Source organism: Caulobacter sp. 1776, assembly GCF_040545685.1.
GTDB lineage: Bacteria > Pseudomonadota > Alphaproteobacteria > Caulobacterales > Caulobacteraceae > Caulobacter.
Genome location: NZ_JBEPMI010000009.1, coordinates 207,126 through 223,078, shown reverse-complemented (window position 1 = coordinate 223,078; position 15,953 = coordinate 207,126). Strand labels below are relative to the sequence as shown.

The window sequence follows — 15,953 nt, the reverse complement described above, 5'->3', positions numbered from 1 at the left end:
CACTCAAGATCGAAATGGTACCGGTCTCATTTCTCTTGCGCGCAGGCGGCCTCGTAGGCCTCGCGCAACTGGCGGAAGACGGTCAGGCCTTCGGGCGGCGGCGGCGCGCCCAGGTGCTGGACCCGCAGCTCGTCCATCAGCCGCGACCAGAGTTCCGGGCCGCCGTCTTCCAGCAACTCGGCGCGAACGGCCAGTTCGCGGGTGACCGGCATGTAGCGGCGGCCCCAGGCCCCCATCACCGCCAGCATCGGCACCAGCTGGATGGCCTTTTCGGTGAGACTATAGGTGAGCTTCTGCTTGTGGCTGGGATCCTCGGCCTTGGACAGCAGGCCGTTCTCCACCAGCGCCTTCAGGCGGCTGGCCAGGATGTTCGAGGCGATGCCTTCCTGCGACCCGGCCATCAGTTCGCGGAAGTGGCGCCGGTTCCCGAACATGATGTCGCGGATGACGATCAGGCTCCACCGATCGCCCAACGCCTCCAGGGTCAGATTGATCGGACAACCCGATCTTTGGTCGTCAGCCTTCTGGTGGGGGGGCAAACCACGTCCTCGCAAAAACCGGTTGCAGAATACAATCAGATGTGCAGGATGCAACCACTTTCAATATGCAACCGGTTTTGGAGGCTATCATGGGCAAGGTTCGCGTTCGTAACTTCAGCATCTCCCTGGACGGCTTCGCGGCCGGCCCTGATCAGTCCTTGGACGATCCGCTGGGCGTCGGCGGGGAGGACCTGCATCGATGGGCGTTCGCGCCGGACATGGATCCCGTCGACAAGCGCTTCGCCGACGCGATCATGGACGGGATCGGGGCCTGGGTGATGGGCCGCAACATGTTCGGCCCGGTGCGGGGCGACTGGCCCGACTTCGACTGGAAGGGCTGGTGGGGTCCGAACCCGCCGTACCACACGCCGGTCTTCGTCCTGACCCATCACGCGCGGCCGTCGTTCGAGATGGAAGGCGGCAACAGCTTCCACTTCGTCACCGAGGGCGCCGTGGCGGCGCTGGCGCGGGCCAAGGCGGCGGCGGGCGACCAGGACGTCGGGATCGGCGGCGGCGCTTCGACCGTGCGCCAGTACCTGACGGCGGGCCTGATCGACGAGATGCACCTGGTGGTCGCGCCGATCCTGCTGGGCTCGGGCGAGCCGCTGCTGGCGGGCCTGGACTTGCCGGCGCTGGGCTATGCGATGACCGACTACGCCCCCTCGTCGCGCGCCGCCCACATGACGCTGCGAAAGGTCTAGTCCATGGCCACGCAGGTTCTCTTCCTCCAAGGCGCTGGCGAAGGGACGTATGACGACTGGGACAGCAAGCTGGTCGACAGCCTCAGGCGCGAACTGGGGCCGGGCTACGAGGTCCGCTATCCGCGCCTGCCTGACGAGGGCGACCCCGACTTCGGGCGCTGGGTCGCGTCGTTCCATCAGGCGCTGGCCAAACTGGATGACGGCGCCGTCCTGGTCGGCCACTCGTTCGGCGCGACGGTGATCGCGCTGGGCCTGGCCATGACCCCGCCCGCGCGGCGGCTGGCCGGCGTGTTCCTGATCGCGCCGCCGTTCTTCGGCGAGGGCGGCTGGGACAGCGAGGAAATGGCGACCGGATCGGACCTCGGGGCGCGGCTGCCTCCGGAAACGCCCGTCCGGCTCTATCAGGGCGACCAGGACACGGATGTCCCGCCCGCGCACCTTGGCCTCTACGCGAAAGCGATCCCGCGGGCGGTGGCGCGAACCCTGCCGGGCCGCGACCACCAGCTCAATGACGACCTGTCCGAGGTGGCGGCCGACATCCGCGGGCTGGCGGCGCGGCCTTAGCTCGGATCCCGGGCTCGCTCGGCCAGGCGGTCGGCTTGACGCTCGAGGCGGTCCGCCTGGTCGGGAAGACGGCCGGCGACCTCCAGCAGTTCGGCGTCGGTGACGGTCCCGCCGCGCGCGCGGCTCTCGGCGATCTGCTTGGCGCGATAGGCCGGGTCGCGCAGGCGGGCGGCCTCGGCGCGCATCTCGCGGGCGCCCAGGCGCATCTGCTCGGCGCCGTCGGCCATCTGGGCCCGGGCCTGGACCATCTGGCGCTGGGCGTCGCGACGGGCCTGCTCGCCGATCTGGCGGGCGCGTTCGCCGTCGATCCGGGCCCGTTCGCCGTCGCGGCGGGCGCGCTCGGCATCGATCATGGCCCTGGCGCGAGCCCGGTCGCCTTCGGCCCTGGCCCGCTCGCCTTCGATCCTGGCCCGTTCGGCGTCCCTGCGGGCTTCGTCGCCGGCCCGGCGCGCGGCCTCGGCCTGGATGCGCGCTTCGTCGCCGCGATGACGCGCGTCCTCGGCCTGAGCGCGGGCCCGCTCGATGTCGCGAAGCTCGGCCTCGGTGGGCGTATGGAAGCTGTTGTGAATGTGGACGTGGCCTTGGGCGCGCGGCGGCGCGGGCGGAGCCGGAGGGGCGGGCGGCGCCGGCGGGGCGCGGAAAGTGGGCGGAGCGGGCGGCGCCGGAGGCTCGGGCGGCGGAGCCGGAGGCGTCGGCGGCAGTGGCGGCGTCGGCGGGACGGGCGGAGCGACCCAGTCCTGGCGGGTCACGGCCAGGGCGGCCAGAGGCGTGGCGACGGCGGCCAGGGCGATGACGGTGAGCGCCACCGTCAGGGGGCGGCGGCGCGCGGACGTGTTCGTCATGATGCAGGCGATCCTTGTCTTCAGCGTCTTGCTGTCGGCGGCCATGGCGATGGCGACGCCCCCAGCGGCATGGGCGGTGGGATGGGCGGCCAGGCGGACCAGGGCGCGGGCGTAAAGGGTGCGGTCGACGCTCTCGAGCGCGGCCGCGTCGGCGGCCTCTTCCGAGCGTTCGGTCAGGGCGGCTTGCAGGCGCCAGACCAGCGGGTTGAACCAGAACAGCGCCAGGGCCAGCCGCGACAGGACCAGGAACACCCAGTCGTGGCGGCGCAGGTGGGCCAGCTCGTGGGCCAGGATCGCGGGCGCGGTGCGGCCGTCGGCCAGGCTGGTCGGATCGACGATGATGTGGCCGGGCGAGACGCCCCAGCTCAGCGGGCCGGCCAGGCGGTCGCTGGAAACCAGGTTGGGCCGGTCGACGGGCGCCAGGCGGTCCAGGGTCGAGAGCCAGTCGGTCTGGGTGACCGCGTCGCCCTCGCGGGTCCAGCGGTCCAGGGTGCGCAGGCCCAGGGCCAGGCGTCCGGCGATCAGGATGACGCCCAGCAGCCACAGGGCGCCGACGATGCGGGCCGGCGTCCGCCAGAGCGAGATGTCCGGCGCGTCCGGGGCGGCGATCGCCGCGGAGGCCTCCGGAGCTATCGCCGGAAGCGCCGGATCGGGCGCGATGGCCGGCAGCAGGGCCAGGTCCAGCGTCGGCAGCAGGGTGGTGACGACCGGCAGGGCCAGCAGCAGGCAGACGGTGGCGCGCAGGATGTCCACGCGGTCGGCGGGGCGCTGGGCCAGGTGGCGGGCGCAGAGCAGGCCCGCGCCCGCGATCAGGCTGGACTTGGCCAGCAGCGAGACGAGGACGATCCAGCTCATGGCTTGCGCTCCACGGCCTTGTCGATGACCTGTTCGAGGGCGGCGGCCTCCTCGGGTGTCAAGCGCTGGCCCAGGCCCAGCAGGGCGGTGGCCGCGCTGGCGGCCGAGCCGGCGAAGAAGGTGTCGATCATCCGCCGCAGGGCGCTGGCGGCCACGGTCTCGGTCCGCGGGGCGGGGCTGTAGACGAAGCCGTCCGGGCCCGCCGCGCGCTCGACCAGGCCCTTGGCCTCGAGGCGCGCCAGCATGGTGCGGACGGCGGAGTCGCTGAGCGGGTCGGACAGGGCGGCGCGGACGCCGGCGGTGGTGCTGGCCTCCAGGCGACACAGCGCCTCGAAGACCTCGCGTTCGCGTCTGGGCAGGGATTCGATCACGACGGTCTCCGCGGCTGTCGACGCTACAGGTGTAGCGCTACAGGCGTAGCGGATCTAGTGAACTCGCCGTAATGCGAGGGCCGGGAGTCCAGACGTAAAAAAGGGCCCGCCTGGGAGAGGGAGCGGGCCCTTTTTCGGTACGCGTTCAGAGGGATTGAACAGACGGGAAGATGACAGATGTGTCGGCTTCCCGCCCTTTCCCAAATCGTCGCAGGTCGAGAACGTGTCGCTACTTGCGCGGCGTGAGGATGTCGCCGAGACGGTCGGCGGCGCCGGCCACCTTTTCCAGGCGCGGGTAGCGCAGGCCGCCGCGATAGTCGATCTTGACCATCCTGTAGCGCGAACCGTCCTTGATCAGCAGCTCGACCAGCTGGCCGTCGGGCTTGGCGGCGGCGGTGACGGCCGACTTCAGCTTGTCGCCGTCGAAGGCCTCGCCATTGACGGCCACGACGGTCAGGCCCTGGGTCAGGCCGGCCTTGAACGCCGGGCCGCCCCACTGCACGTCGGTCAGCGCGCCGTCCGAGCCCACCGTCAGGCCCAGCGAGTAGCTGAGCGGGGTGCTCTTGGCCTTGGTCTCGGCCGACTTCATGAACTCGGTCGGGGTGTCGGTATAGACCAGCTTGTAGCCGCCGCGCGTCAGGCCATCCAGCGGGCCCTTCTCCTGGACCTCCTGGATGCGGGTCTTCAGGAAGCTGGCCCAGTCATAGGCGTAGACCCCGTTCAGCGTGCTGACCACGTCGTCGAAGGTGTAGGTGCGCGGCAAGTACGAGCCGTTGTCGACGCCGAAGAAGGCCTTGGCGAAGTCGTCCAGCGACTTCTTGCCGCCGGTCTTCTCGCGGATCAGCGTGTCGGCGTCGAGCCAGACCAGCAGGCCTTCGGAATAGTAGTCCTCGCTGCGCTGCCACGACAGCCACGACAGCGGCTTGCGGTTGGCGATGATCGGGTCGTTGGTGGTGTCCTGCACCGGGCGCCAGTCGCGGCCGCGACGGTTGTCGTAGGTGGCGGCCGTGGCGGCGATCGAGTCCAGGGCCTGCTGCTTGGTCAGGAGGCCCGAGCGGGCGGCCAGGACATTGCCCCAGTACTGGGTCTGGCCCTCATAGACCCACATCATGCTGTCGCGCATCGGCACGTTCAGATTGGGCGTCCACAGGTCGGCGGCGCGGCGGAACTTGCCGTTCCACGAGTGGGTGTATTCGTGGCTGAGCAGGTCGCGGCCGACGAAGTTCTTGTCCCATTCGGTGAAGTACTTCGGCGCGACGCGGTTTTCGCTCGAACGATGGTGCTCTAGGCCGATGCCGCCGAGGTTGTCCGACATCGCGACCAGGAAGTCGTAGTGGTCGTAGTGGTGCGCGCCGTACAGCTTGTAGGCCTGCTGGACCAGATCCTTGTGGATCTGGATGTATTCGGGCTTGGCCTCGAGGTTCTCGGGGCGGTCGGCGACCAGGTTCAGGCGCACCGGGGCCGGGCCGGTGGGATCCAGGTCGATCGACTTGAAGTACTTGCCGGCGAAGATCGGGCTATCGACCAGGGTCTCGACCGTGGTCGGCTTGAAGGTCGTGACCTGGCCGTCGGTCTTGGCGGTCTCCAGCGCGGTGGCCAGCTTCCAGCCGTCCGGCAGCTTGACGCTGGCCTCGATCGGGATCTGGCGGGTGTAGTAGCCGGCCGGATACATCGTCACCTGCAGCCACTGCAGGTTCAGCATCTCGGGCGTGACCTCGATGCGGCCGACCTTGCCCTCGACGGCGGTCAGGAACTGGTAGCTGATCTGGATCTCATTGACGCCGGCCGGGACGTCGACGTGGAAGGCGTTGACGTTGACCACGTCGCGCACCCACGGGATGCGCTTGCCATTGGCCGTGACCACCAGGCCGGCCAGCTTGTCCAGGTCGTTGCGCGGCGAGTGACCGCCAGGGACCCATTGCGGATACAGGAACACGAAGTCGCCGGCCTTGCCCACCGGCATGGTCGTGGTGACGTTCCAGATCTTGCGGTCCAGGTCGGTGGCGTCGACGGCCAGCTTCAGCGCGCCGACATAGGGGACATCGCGCGGGGCCTCGATCGGCGGGGTGGCGGGGGCCGACTCCGGCAGAGGTTGCGTTTGCGCCAAAACCGCCGTGGCGGCCAGGGACAGGACGGAGACGGAGAAGAACAGCGCTTTCACGAAACACCCCAATGCGGCGCGCGGGCGTGCTCCCCGCGGCGAGAAGTCGGGATGTTTGTGGCGTTAACCCTTGCTTGTCGAGGGCAAGTTGGCCCGCGCGTGCAGAACGTGGGTACGCGGACCGTCTTTCGTTTCCCGGCCGAAACAAAGCGTCGCCTTGGCAACCGGAATGCCCGGTTTACAGAGGTTTCGCACATAACATAAAGATATGCGCATATCTTTATGTTGACCGGAGCGAATGATGGGCGCGATCCTGTTCGTGCTGGCGGCGACGGCGCTGCTGGGCTCGCCCGGTCCCGGGATCGCGGCCCTGATCGTGGCGGGGCGCACGCTGGGTTTCGCGAGCGGCTTGCGGCTCTATGCCGGGATGCAGGTCGGCCTGGCCCTGGCGGCGGCGCTGAGCGCGGCGGGCCTGGCCTCGCTGCTGGGCGCGGCGCCGATGCTGCGGCTGGCGCTGACCGTCGTCTCGGTCGCCTATCTGGCTTGGCTGGCCTGGAGCGTGGCGAGCGCGCCGGTGGGCGACGGGACGATCGGCGAGGGCAGTTCGGCCAGCCTGACCTTCGTCGGCGGCTTCGTGCTCGGCGCGGCCAATCCCAAGGCCTACCTGGCCTTCGTCTCGCTGTTCGGGTCGTTCGCTGTGGCCGAGGCGGGCTCGCGCGCCGACGCGCTGATCAAGTGGGGCCTGTGCGTGTTGGTGATGGTCGCGGTCGACCTGGCCTGGCTGGCCCTGGGCGTCCTGCTGGGCCGCGTGCGGCTGGGCGCGAAGGGCCAGCGGGCCATGAACCTAGCCATGGGCGGCGCGATCCTCGCGGCGGCGGGATTGGCGCTCATTTAGATGCTCCCCCGCGCCGCGAGGGAGCATCGCCGTTGGCCTCTTACAGCGGATCCGACATCGGCACGATGGGCGACGCGGCGGCGGCCTCGGTCCCACGGTCGACCCGCAGGTTGTTCTGCACATTGTCGACACCCGAGACGCTCTCGGCCAGCGCTTCGGCGCGCTTCTTGTCCTCGCGCGAGCGGACCGTGCCGGTCAGGGTGACGTCGGCGTTCGAGACCGAGACCTCGATGCCGGCGGCGTCCAGCCAGGAGTCGTCGGTCAGACGGTCGCTGACGTCTTCGCGGATGCGCTCGTCAGAGCGGCGGTAGCCCTTGGGGCCGCGCCCCTTATGCTCGCCGCGCACGACGGCGTCGTGCTCGCGGCGGTGCTGGGCGTCGTGGTCGCCCATCCAGGAGGCGACCTCGTCGCGCGTGCGGGCGAACCAGGTGCGCTCCTCGTGGTCCACGTCGGGACGGGGACGGCGCGGGCCGAACGCGCGGTAGCCGCGGTCGCGGCTGGGGTCGCCATAGGCGTAGTCGTACGGGTCGCGGCCCTGGCGGTCGCGGTGGTCGAAATAGCGCTCGTCGCCATAGTCCGCGGTCGGGCTGGAATAGCCGCTGGCGCCGTAGTCGCCGGTCGCGCCGCCGAAGCTGTGACCGCCCACGCGGCCCCAGTCGCCCGGCTGGCGATAGCCGGTCGCGCCGGCGCCGTAGTCCGCGCCCGAACGCACCCGGCCATAGCCGATGTCGCCGCCCTGCTGGGCCGCGCGCAGGAATTCGCCGCCATGGCGCCGTCCGCGCGGCGGCGCCGCCTCGGGACCGCCTTCGCCGCGATAGGCGTTGTCGTAGGCCGGGTCGCGACGGCGCGAGGCGTCGTAGCCATAGCCGCGGTCACGGTCGAAATCGCGTTCCGCATCGGTCTCGAAGCGGCCTTTGCGATCGTTCCATCTGCTCTCGGGCATGGGTCTTCTCCGTGCGTTCTGTGGCGTGGGCGCGTCGAGGCGCCCCGGCTTTCAAAACGGGCGGGCCGGAGTCGATGTTCCTAGTGCCGAGCTTGCTTTCGAGGTTCCAAACCTGTGAACAAAGCTGTGGAACGTGGTCGGCGACCGATACGGACGCAGGGCGTCCCCATATGGTGAGCCGTTAACTTCCGGCGCCCGCCCAAGCTAGATGCGTTTCGACGACCGCTTCCTCGAAGAACTGAAGTCCCGCCTTCGCCCTTCCGACGTCGTCGGCAAGACGGTGAAGCTGCGGCGGCAGGGGCGCGAATATGCCGGGCTATCGCCGTTCACCAAGGAGAAGAGCCCGTCGTTCTTCGTCAACGACGAGAAGGGCTTCTATCACTGCTTCTCGAGCGGCAAGCACGGCGACATCATCAGCTTCCTGCAGGAGACCGAGCGGCTGACCTTCGCCGAGGCGGTCGAGCGACTGGCGGCCGAGGCGGGCATGAGCTTGCCCGAGGTCGACCCCCGCGCCGCCCGCGAGGAGCAGAAGCGCTCGTCGCTCGGCGACTGGATGGAGCTGGCCGCCGCCTGGTTCGAGAGCGAGCTGCGCCGGCCCGTCGGCCAGGCCGCCCGCGCCTATCTGGAAAAGCGCGGCCTGCCCGAGAGCGAGTGGGGCCGCTTCCACATCGGCTTCGCGCCGAACAACCGCACCGGGCTGAAGGACTATCTGATCGCCAAGGGCGCCAAGCCGGGCGACTTGGTCGACGCCGGCGTGCTGATCGCCCCCGAGGACGGCGGCGCGCCCTATGACCGGTTCCGCGACCGGATCATCTTCCCGATCACCGACAGCCGGGGCAAGGTCGTCTCGTTCGGCGGCCGGGCCATGGATCCGCAGGCGCGCGCCAAGTACCTGAACGGCCCCGAGACCAGCCTCTTCCACAAGAGCCGGGTGCTGTACGGCCTGTTCGAGGCCCGTAAGATCCTGCACGCCGGCCAGAGCGGCGGCGACAAACCGCCGATGGTGGTGGTCGAGGGCTATATGGACGTCATCGCCTGCCAGCGCGCCGGCGTGCCGGCCGTGGCGGCCATGGGCACGGCCCTGACCGAAGAGCAGATGGAGGCCCTGTGGCGCCTGCATCCCGAGCCGACCCTGTGCTTCGACGGCGACAAGGCCGGCCAACGCGCCGCTCACCGCTCGATCGACCGCGCCCTGCCGCTCTTGAAGCCCGGCCGCTCGTTCCGGTTCGCGATGCCGGTCGGCGGCAAGGATCCTGACGACGTGCTGCGCGAGCACGGGCCGGCGGCGCTGAAGGCCCAGCTGAACGACACCAAGCCGTTCGTCCAGGTCCTGTTCGAGCGCGAGAAGGAGATCGAGCCCTTCGACACGCCCGAGCAGCGCACCAATCTGAAGGTCCGCCTGCGCACGCTGGCCGCGACCATCGCCGACAAGGACCTGGCCCACGCCTACAAGGAAGAGCTGCTGGATCGCCTCGACGAAATGCGGGCGGCGCGGCGGGTCAAGGCCGACGCCAGCGACGCGGGCCGGGCGCTCTCCAGGCAGCGGTGGGACAACACGCCCCGGCGCTGGGGCAAGCCCCGCATCGAGGGTTCGACAGCCGAGGGGCGCGCGGCGGCCCAGGCGCTGCAGCAGGCCCCGCGCCCGTTCTCGGCCGCCCTGCTGATCGCCGCCATCCGCGATCCCAAGGTGGTCGACGACCGGATCGAGGTGCTGATGGCCCAGGGCTTCGGCGACCAGCGCCTGGATGGCATCGCCCACGAGCTGGTCAATCTGCGCATGGACGCCGACCACGTCGAAACCGCGATGCTGCGCGGGCGGCTGGCCTCGGCCGGCTATGACGACGCGACCCTGGCGGCGCTGGAGCGCTCGGCCGCCCACGTGAAGGCGCTCGACGCGGGCCAGAGCGCGGCTCAGACCCCGGACGAGGCGATCCGCTCGCTGTGGTCCCAGGCCTTCGACCTGCTGATCCGCCTGACGGCTCTGGAACGCGCGGTCGACGAGGCCAAGGCCGACCTGGCCCACGAAGGCGACTCGCACACGCTGATGCGCCTGAAGACCGAACGCGACGCGGTCAAACGCCTGATCGACGGCGGCGGCTGGACGGATCCCAACCTGGTTTCCCAGGTCCTGCACTGAAGCAGTTTTTAAATCCGATTTCCCCGGCGTTCGCTGGGGAAATCGGTTGGGGAGCGGATATATCAGACTGCCAAACCGCCAAAACCCGCGCATCTGATCTTGACACAGGCGTCACCCAAAGCCACATGCCGACTCAAGGATTTGCCAAGCAGCTGATTGACATCGCTCGGGCCGCCGTTGCGCGCGCCCTCATCGAAACAGGATGTCACCCTCGCCGCGGCCCCAGGTCCCCAGTGGTTGTCGACCCGAACCGGGACGGCGTCAGGCCGCGCTCACGCCTTACGGCCTCCGCCGGGTTTCCCGCGGAGCGCTCCTACGTGGCGATTGGAGTGCGATCGGACGGGTTCTGACGGGAACGTGATCCCTGGGCGTGCGCTGAGTCACAGCGCGGACCGGGCTGGTAAGGCCTTTTCGAAACGGATTTTTTCGGCGCCGCTCTTGCAAAGACGGTGGCGTCGATTTCGGAGAGCTTGATGAGCAACAATTCCTCGGCCGAGACGGAAGCGCCCGAAACCACCGGTGGTGACGGCCCGCTGCTCGACCTGACCGACGCCGGCGTAAAGAAGTTCATCAAGCAGGCGAAAGCCCGCGGCTACGTCACGATGGACGAGCTGAACAAGGTGCTGCCGTCCGAGGAAGTCAGCCCGGACGCCATCGAAGACACGCTGGCCATGCTCAGCGAAATGGGCGTCAACGTCGTCGAGGCCGAAGAGGACGCCGAAGGCGGCGAGGGCGGCGAAGTCGCCACCCGCGACGAGAACACCACGGTCATCGCCAGCGACAAGCCGGCCGCCTATGACCGCACCGACGACCCGGTGCGCATGTATCTGCGTGAAATGGGTTCGGTCGAGCTGCTGTCGCGCGAGGGCGAAATCGCCATCGCCAAGCGCATCGAGGCCGGCCGCGACACGATGATCCGCGGCCTCTGCGAGTCGGCCCTGACCTTCGAAGCCATCATGGTGTGGCGCGAGGAACTGGGCACCGGCCGCATCCTGCTGCGGGAAGTGATCGACCTGGAAGGCACCTACGCCGCCATCAACGGCGTGGCCGCCCAGCCGGCCGCCGAGGACGCCGAACCGGCCGAGCCGGTCGACGAGGAAGCCGGCGAAGCCAAGCCCGAGGGCGAAGGCGAGGACGAGGACGATTTCGACGACGGCGCCGGTCCGACCGTCAGCGCCATGGAAGGCGAGCTGCGCGAAGGCGTGATGGCCATCCTGGACGCCATCGCCAGCGAGTTCGAGAGCTTCCGCAAGCTGCAGGACAAGCTGGTCGGCAGCCGCCTGAAGGGCGAGGATCTCAGCGACGCCGACCGCAAGGCCTATGAAAGCCTGTCGCAGACGATCATTCAGCACCTGAAGACGCTGAAGCTGAACAACAACCGCATCGAGGCTCTGGTCGAGCAGCTCTATGCGATCAACAAGCGTCTGATCGGCCTGGAAGGCCGCCTGCTGCGCCTGGCCGACAGCTACGGCATCAGCCGCGGCGAGTTCCTGAAGGCCTATTTCGGCTCGGAGCTGAACCCGACCTGGGCCGATCAGGTCAAGAGCATGGGCGTGCGCTGGACCAAGTTCGTCGAGAACGACCAGACCTCGGTTCTGGACATCCGCGGCGAGATCGCCGCCTTGGCCACCGAGACCGGCGTGCCGATCGACGATTATCGCCGCATCGTCCAGACCGTGCAGAAGGGCGAGCGCGAGGCCCGTCAGGCCAAGAAGGAAATGGTCGAGGCCAACCTGCGCCTCGTGATCTCGATCGCCAAGAAGTACACCAACCGCGGCCTGCAGTTCCTGGACCTGATCCAGGAAGGCAATATCGGCCTGATGAAGGCCGTCGATAAGTTCGAATATCGCCGCGGCTACAAGTTCTCGACCTACGCCACCTGGTGGATCCGCCAGGCGATCACCCGCTCGATCGCCGACCAGGCGCGGACCATCCGCATCCCGGTGCACATGATCGAGACGATCAACAAGATCGTCCGCACCAGCCGCCAGATGCTGCACGAAATCGGCCGCGAGCCGACCCCGGAAGAGCTGGCCGAAAAGCTGGCCATGCCGCTGGAAAAGGTCCGCAAGGTTCTGAAGATCGCCAAGGAGCCGATCAGCCTCGAAACGCCGATCGGCGACGAGGAAGACAGCCACCTGGGCGACTTCATCGAGGACAAGAACGCCGTCCTGCCGATCGACGCGGCCATCCAGTCCAACCTGCGGGAAACCACCACCCGCGTGCTGGCCTCGCTGACGCCGCGCGAGGAGCGCGTGCTGCGCATGCGTTTCGGCATCGGCATGAACACCGACCACACCCTGGAAGAGGTCGGCCAGCAGTTCTCGGTCACCCGCGAACGCATCCGCCAGATCGAGGCCAAGGCCCTGCGCAAGCTGAAGCACCCCAGCCGGTCGCGGAAGCTGCGGAGCTTCCTGGACTCGTAAGAGTCGGGACCTCGGTCAGAAAACAAGACGCCCCGGTCGCGAGATCGGGGCGTTTTTCGTTTGGGCGCTTCCCTTGCGGGAGAGGGCGAAGGGGCGCGCACGCAGATCAGCGCGCCCCGCTTCCTCAAGCGTGTTCCAGCGTCTTGGCCTGGGGCTTGTGGTCCTCCAGGGCCATGTTCGGGTCGGCCAGGTCCGAGACCGCGTTGGCGAAGCCCAGATATTCGGCGGCGAACGCCGGCGGCAGCACCTCGACCAGCCAAGTGTTGTCGATCCACACCTCGATGACGTGGAAGTGGCCGCCGCGGTCGCAGACATAGGCTTCCCAGCCCTTGGCGGCGGCGCGGGCCAGCACGTCGGCCTGGCTCATCTCGACGCTGAGGGCGAAGTGGGTCGGAGTGCGGCGATCGGCGCCCTCGGGCTGGCGGACCCAGACCGCGCCCGGATCGCCGTTCGGGATCATGACGCTGCCGGCCGGATAGATCTCGATGCCGGTGCCGTGGCCGTCGGCCTTGAACACCATGTAGCTGCCGGGGTTGGGCGGAAAGTCGACGACGACGCCGTTCATGATGTCGGCGAAGAACTCGGCGGCGCCCTTGGGATCGGCGGCGCTGACGGACAGGTGATGAATCATGGGTCTTGCTCTGCTGTTCTGACGCGGCCGGTCGCGTGGCGCGCGGCGAGGCCGCGCGTCAGGTCCGGTACGCTCATGTTGGAAAAAGAACGGCGTTACTTCGCCGAGGCCGCGCGATGTACGAGCGGACGAAGTAAGGAACAACTTACAAGATTGTCATGACCCCGATTTAACGGTGAAAGCGGTCGCTAGGCCTTCACGTACGACGCCAGGCCGTGGCCGAACGACCAGTCCTCGCGCTGGTTGGGGATGATGGCGATCATCACATCCTCGGGGCGCAGGCCCGGATCGCGGGTCAGGCGCTCGACGATCGCCTTGTACAGCGCCTGCTTGGCCGCCGTATCCCGCGTCGCGCTGGCGGCGATCTGGACCATCACCAGGTCGTCGGTGCGGTGAACGCCCAGATAGTCGGGATCATAGATGAAGGTCCCCGGCTCGTGCTGGTCGATCAGCTGGAAGCGATCGTCCGGCGGCACGGCGAAGGTTTCGACGAGGGCCGCATGAACCCCGTCGGCGATGGCGCGCAGGTATTCGGGCGGCTTGCCCTTGAGCAGCGAAATGCGGACGAGCGGCATGAGGAGGACTCCGTTCGGTCGGGGACAGAGGCCCTAGGTGGGAACGATGACCTCGAAAATCACCGGGCCGACGAACACGGGCCAGGCGCGGCCCAATAAGGGTTTCGAGATCTTCCATGGATTTCAAAGCTATAAATCCGTGTCATCCCGGAAGCCTCAACGAGGCTGTCCGGGACCCAGGGGCTAAGTCCGGTGCGACGGCCCCTGGGTCCCGGCTCTCCGCTTCGCTGCGGTCGGGATGACACTGAAGAGTTTGCTGCCTATTGAGTCCGGACCCTAGCCGCTGGCCGCCTTGGCCGCCTCGCCACGCCCCTCCAGCGCCCGCGCGACGGCGGCGAACAGCTCGTCGCGGCGGATCGGCTTGCCGACGTGGTCGTCCATGCCGGCGGCGCGGCAGCGGGCGATCTGTTCAGGCAAGACGTCGGCGCTGAGCGCGATGATCGGGATGGCGGCGAGCGGACCGGGCAGGGCGCGGATGGCGCGGGACGCGGCCAGGCCGTCCATGCCGGGCATGTGGACGTCCATCAGGACCAGATCGAAGTCCCCGATCTGGATGGCCTTCAGGGCCTGGGCGCCGTCGTCGGCGGTGGTCACCTCGCAGCCGGCCAGGGTCAGCAGCGCCTTGCCCAGTTCGCGATTCATCGGATGGTCGTCGACCAGCAGCACGCGGGCGGCCCGTTCGGCCGCCGCGCCGGTGACGGGACCGCTGCTGGCGACCGGGGCGAGGGCGTCGCAAGGCTCGGCGGTCAGGTCGATCCAGAAGCGCGCGCCCTGGCCCAGCTGGCTCTCGACGCCGATCGCGCCGCCCATGCGGGTGACCAGGGCCCGACTGATCGCCAGCCCCAGGCCCGTGCCGCCATAGCTGCGGCTGATCGAGCTATCGGCCTGGGAGAAGCGCTGGAACAGGCGGGTCTGCACCTCGGGCGCGATGCCGATGCCGGTGTCGATCACCTCGAACCGCAGGGCCCCGGCGACCGGGCCGGCGGTGAGCTTGACCGTGACGCCGCCCTCGGCGGTGAATTTCAAAGCGTTGGCCAGCAGGTTCAGCAGCACCTGGCGCAGGCGGGTTTCGTCCAGGGCCAGGGGCGCATCGACGTCGCCCTCGCCGCAAGCTTCGAATTCCGTGCGCACCGTCAGGCCCCTGGCCGCGGCCTCCGGAGCGATGATCGCCACGGCGTCGCGCAGCAGGGCGGCGGGCGAGGTCGGAGCCAGGGCCAGGTCCAGCCGGCCGGCCTCGACCTTGGCGAAGTCCAGCAGGTCGCCGACGATCTCGGCCAGCGAGTGGCCGGCGCGGCCAACCAGGTCGAGGCGGCGGCGGTTCTCGGGCGACAGGGCCGGGTCGTCGGCGACCAGGGAGGCGAAGCCCAGGATGCTGTTCAGCGGCGTGCGGATCTCGTGGCTGATCGTGGCCAGGAAGTCGGACTTGGCCTGGCTGGCGGCCAAGGCGCGGGCCTGGGCGGCGCGGGCGGCCGACTGGCGGCGGACCAGCAGGGCCTGCAGGCGCGCCTGGCGGCTCAGGGCCAGGGCGGCGACGAAGCTGACGGCGTACAGCACGACGTGGAAGAGCAGGGCGTGGCGCAGCGGCGACAGGGCCACGCGGATGTCCAGGCCCGTGCGCTGCAGCACGGCGGGAATGGCCACGGCCAGCGAGGTGGTGACGACGACGGCCACGGCGCGCGGGCCGCCCCGGAACGCCGCCAGCAGGGCGGGGGCGAACAGCAGCACCTGGAACGCGGCGTCGTTGACGAACACCCAGGACGAGGCGCCGATCACCAGCAGCAGAGTGCCGGCGGCCTCGAGCGGACGGACATGGAAGCCCTCGCGATGCCGCTTATCCGTCAGGATCAGGATCACGGGCAGGATGACCGCGACGCCCAGGACGTTGGAAAGGGTCCAGTCGTTCCAGCCCCGGAAGAACGGCCGGCCGCCGCAGAGGGCCAGCGCGCCATTGACTCCGATGGCGCCGGCCGCTGTCAGCGCCGAGGCGACGGCGATGACCAGGAACAGGCCGCGCGGATCGCGCACACGGGTCGGAACGCGCATCCAGCGCAGCAGGACGGCCGTGCCGACCGTCTGCACGGCGTCGAGCGCGGTGGCGATCAGGACGAAGCGGATCGGCAGGCCGACAACCAGTTCCAGCGCGATGTGCAAGGCCGCGCTGGCGACCATGAAGGTCACGGCCTGGCGTCGGTTCAGAACCATGACGGCGGCGGTCGCCACCGCGTTGGCGGTCCAGATGGTCGGGATGTTGTGCGTCGCGCCAGCCAGGAACAGACTGTAGGCCAGGCCCGCGACATAGGCGCAGACCAGGGCCGCGGCCTTGGCGCTGGCCTTCATGCTCTCGGTCTGCGCGAACCCCCACATGCCGGCCCC

At 69.1% G+C, this 15,953-nt stretch carries 13 protein-coding genes; 5 read left to right on the top strand and 8 right to left on the bottom strand.

Going from position 1 to position 15,953, the window contains the following annotated elements; translation table 11 throughout:
• Positions 1–26: 26 nt before the first annotated feature.
• Positions 27–539 (bottom strand): winged helix-turn-helix transcriptional regulator, encoded by a 513-nt coding sequence (locus ABIC66_RS23555; RefSeq protein ID WP_354073686.1) that lies wholly within the window; start codon positions 537–539, stop codon positions 27–29.
• 89 nt (positions 540–628) lie between these two features.
• Between ABIC66_RS23555 and ABIC66_RS23550 the strand changes: the two genes are divergently transcribed.
• Positions 629–1,240, top strand: a complete 612-nt coding sequence (locus ABIC66_RS23550) for a dihydrofolate reductase family protein (protein ID WP_354073685.1) — start codon at positions 629–631, stop codon at positions 1,238–1,240.
• A 3-nt stretch (positions 1,241–1,243) separates the two neighbouring features.
• Positions 1,244–1,804, top strand: a complete 561-nt coding sequence (locus tag ABIC66_RS23545) for an alpha/beta fold hydrolase (protein ID WP_354073683.1) — start codon at positions 1,244–1,246, stop codon at positions 1,802–1,804.
• On the opposite strand, the gene ABIC66_RS23540 is transcribed toward ABIC66_RS23545, so the two are convergent.
• The 3 genes from ABIC66_RS23540 to ABIC66_RS23530 form a co-directional block, all read right to left on the bottom strand.
• Positions 1,801–3,501, bottom strand: a complete 1,701-nt coding sequence (locus tag ABIC66_RS23540) for a M56 family metallopeptidase (protein WP_354073681.1) — start codon at positions 3,499–3,501, stop codon at positions 1,801–1,803. The genes ABIC66_RS23545 and ABIC66_RS23540 overlap by 4 nt on opposite strands.
• A complete protein-coding gene (locus ABIC66_RS23535) occupies positions 3,498–3,872 on the bottom strand; it encodes a BlaI/MecI/CopY family transcriptional regulator (RefSeq protein WP_354073680.1) in 375 nt (124 codons plus the stop codon). Before ABIC66_RS23535 ends, ABIC66_RS23540 begins: the two co-directional genes overlap by 4 nt.
• 229 nt (positions 3,873–4,101) lie before the next feature.
• Positions 4,102–6,045 carry a M61 family metallopeptidase gene (locus tag ABIC66_RS23530; RefSeq protein WP_354073678.1) on the bottom strand — a complete coding sequence of 648 codons (1,944 nt, stop codon included), beginning with the start codon at positions 6,043–6,045 and terminating at the stop codon, positions 4,102–4,104.
• A gap of 229 nt (positions 6,046–6,274) precedes the next feature.
• Here ABIC66_RS23530 and ABIC66_RS23525 point away from each other — a divergent pair, with 229 nt between their 5' ends.
• Entirely contained in the window at positions 6,275–6,868 is a 594-nt protein-coding gene (locus tag ABIC66_RS23525) for a LysE family translocator (RefSeq protein WP_354073676.1), read from the top strand.
• Between the two features lie 40 nt (positions 6,869–6,908).
• Here ABIC66_RS23525 and ABIC66_RS23520 read toward each other — a convergent pair whose 3' ends face one another.
• The gene (locus tag ABIC66_RS23520; protein ID WP_354073674.1) at positions 6,909–7,811 is read right to left on the bottom strand and encodes a BON domain-containing protein; all 903 of its coding nucleotides are present in this window, start codon (positions 7,809–7,811) and stop codon (positions 6,909–6,911) included.
• Between the two features lie 208 nt (positions 7,812–8,019).
• On the opposite strand from ABIC66_RS23520, the gene dnaG reads away from it, so the two are divergent.
• Positions 8,020–9,948: a DNA primase gene (gene dnaG / locus ABIC66_RS23515; protein ID WP_354073672.1), complete on the top strand. Its 1,929-nt coding sequence runs from the start codon at positions 8,020–8,022 to the stop codon at positions 9,946–9,948.
• A gap of 473 nt (positions 9,949–10,421) precedes the next feature.
• Positions 10,422–12,374, top strand: a complete 1,953-nt coding sequence (gene rpoD / locus ABIC66_RS23510; RefSeq protein WP_354073671.1) for an RNA polymerase sigma factor RpoD — start codon at positions 10,422–10,424, stop codon at positions 12,372–12,374.
• A gap of 124 nt (positions 12,375–12,498) precedes the next feature.
• Here rpoD and ABIC66_RS23505 read toward each other — a convergent pair whose 3' ends face one another.
• From ABIC66_RS23505 to ABIC66_RS23495, 3 genes are all read right to left on the bottom strand, one after another.
• Entirely contained in the window at positions 12,499–13,005 is a 507-nt protein-coding gene (locus tag ABIC66_RS23505; RefSeq protein WP_354073669.1) for a VOC family protein, read from the bottom strand.
• Positions 13,006–13,193: 188 nt separating this feature from the next.
• On the bottom strand, positions 13,194–13,580 hold the full coding sequence (locus ABIC66_RS23500; RefSeq protein ID WP_354073668.1) for a tautomerase family protein: 387 nt from the start codon (positions 13,578–13,580) through the stop codon (positions 13,194–13,196).
• A gap of 276 nt (positions 13,581–13,856) precedes the next feature.
• Positions 13,857–15,944, bottom strand: a complete 2,088-nt coding sequence (locus tag ABIC66_RS23495) for an ATP-binding protein (protein ID WP_354073666.1) — start codon at positions 15,942–15,944, stop codon at positions 13,857–13,859.
• Positions 15,945–15,953 lie beyond the last annotated feature (9 nt).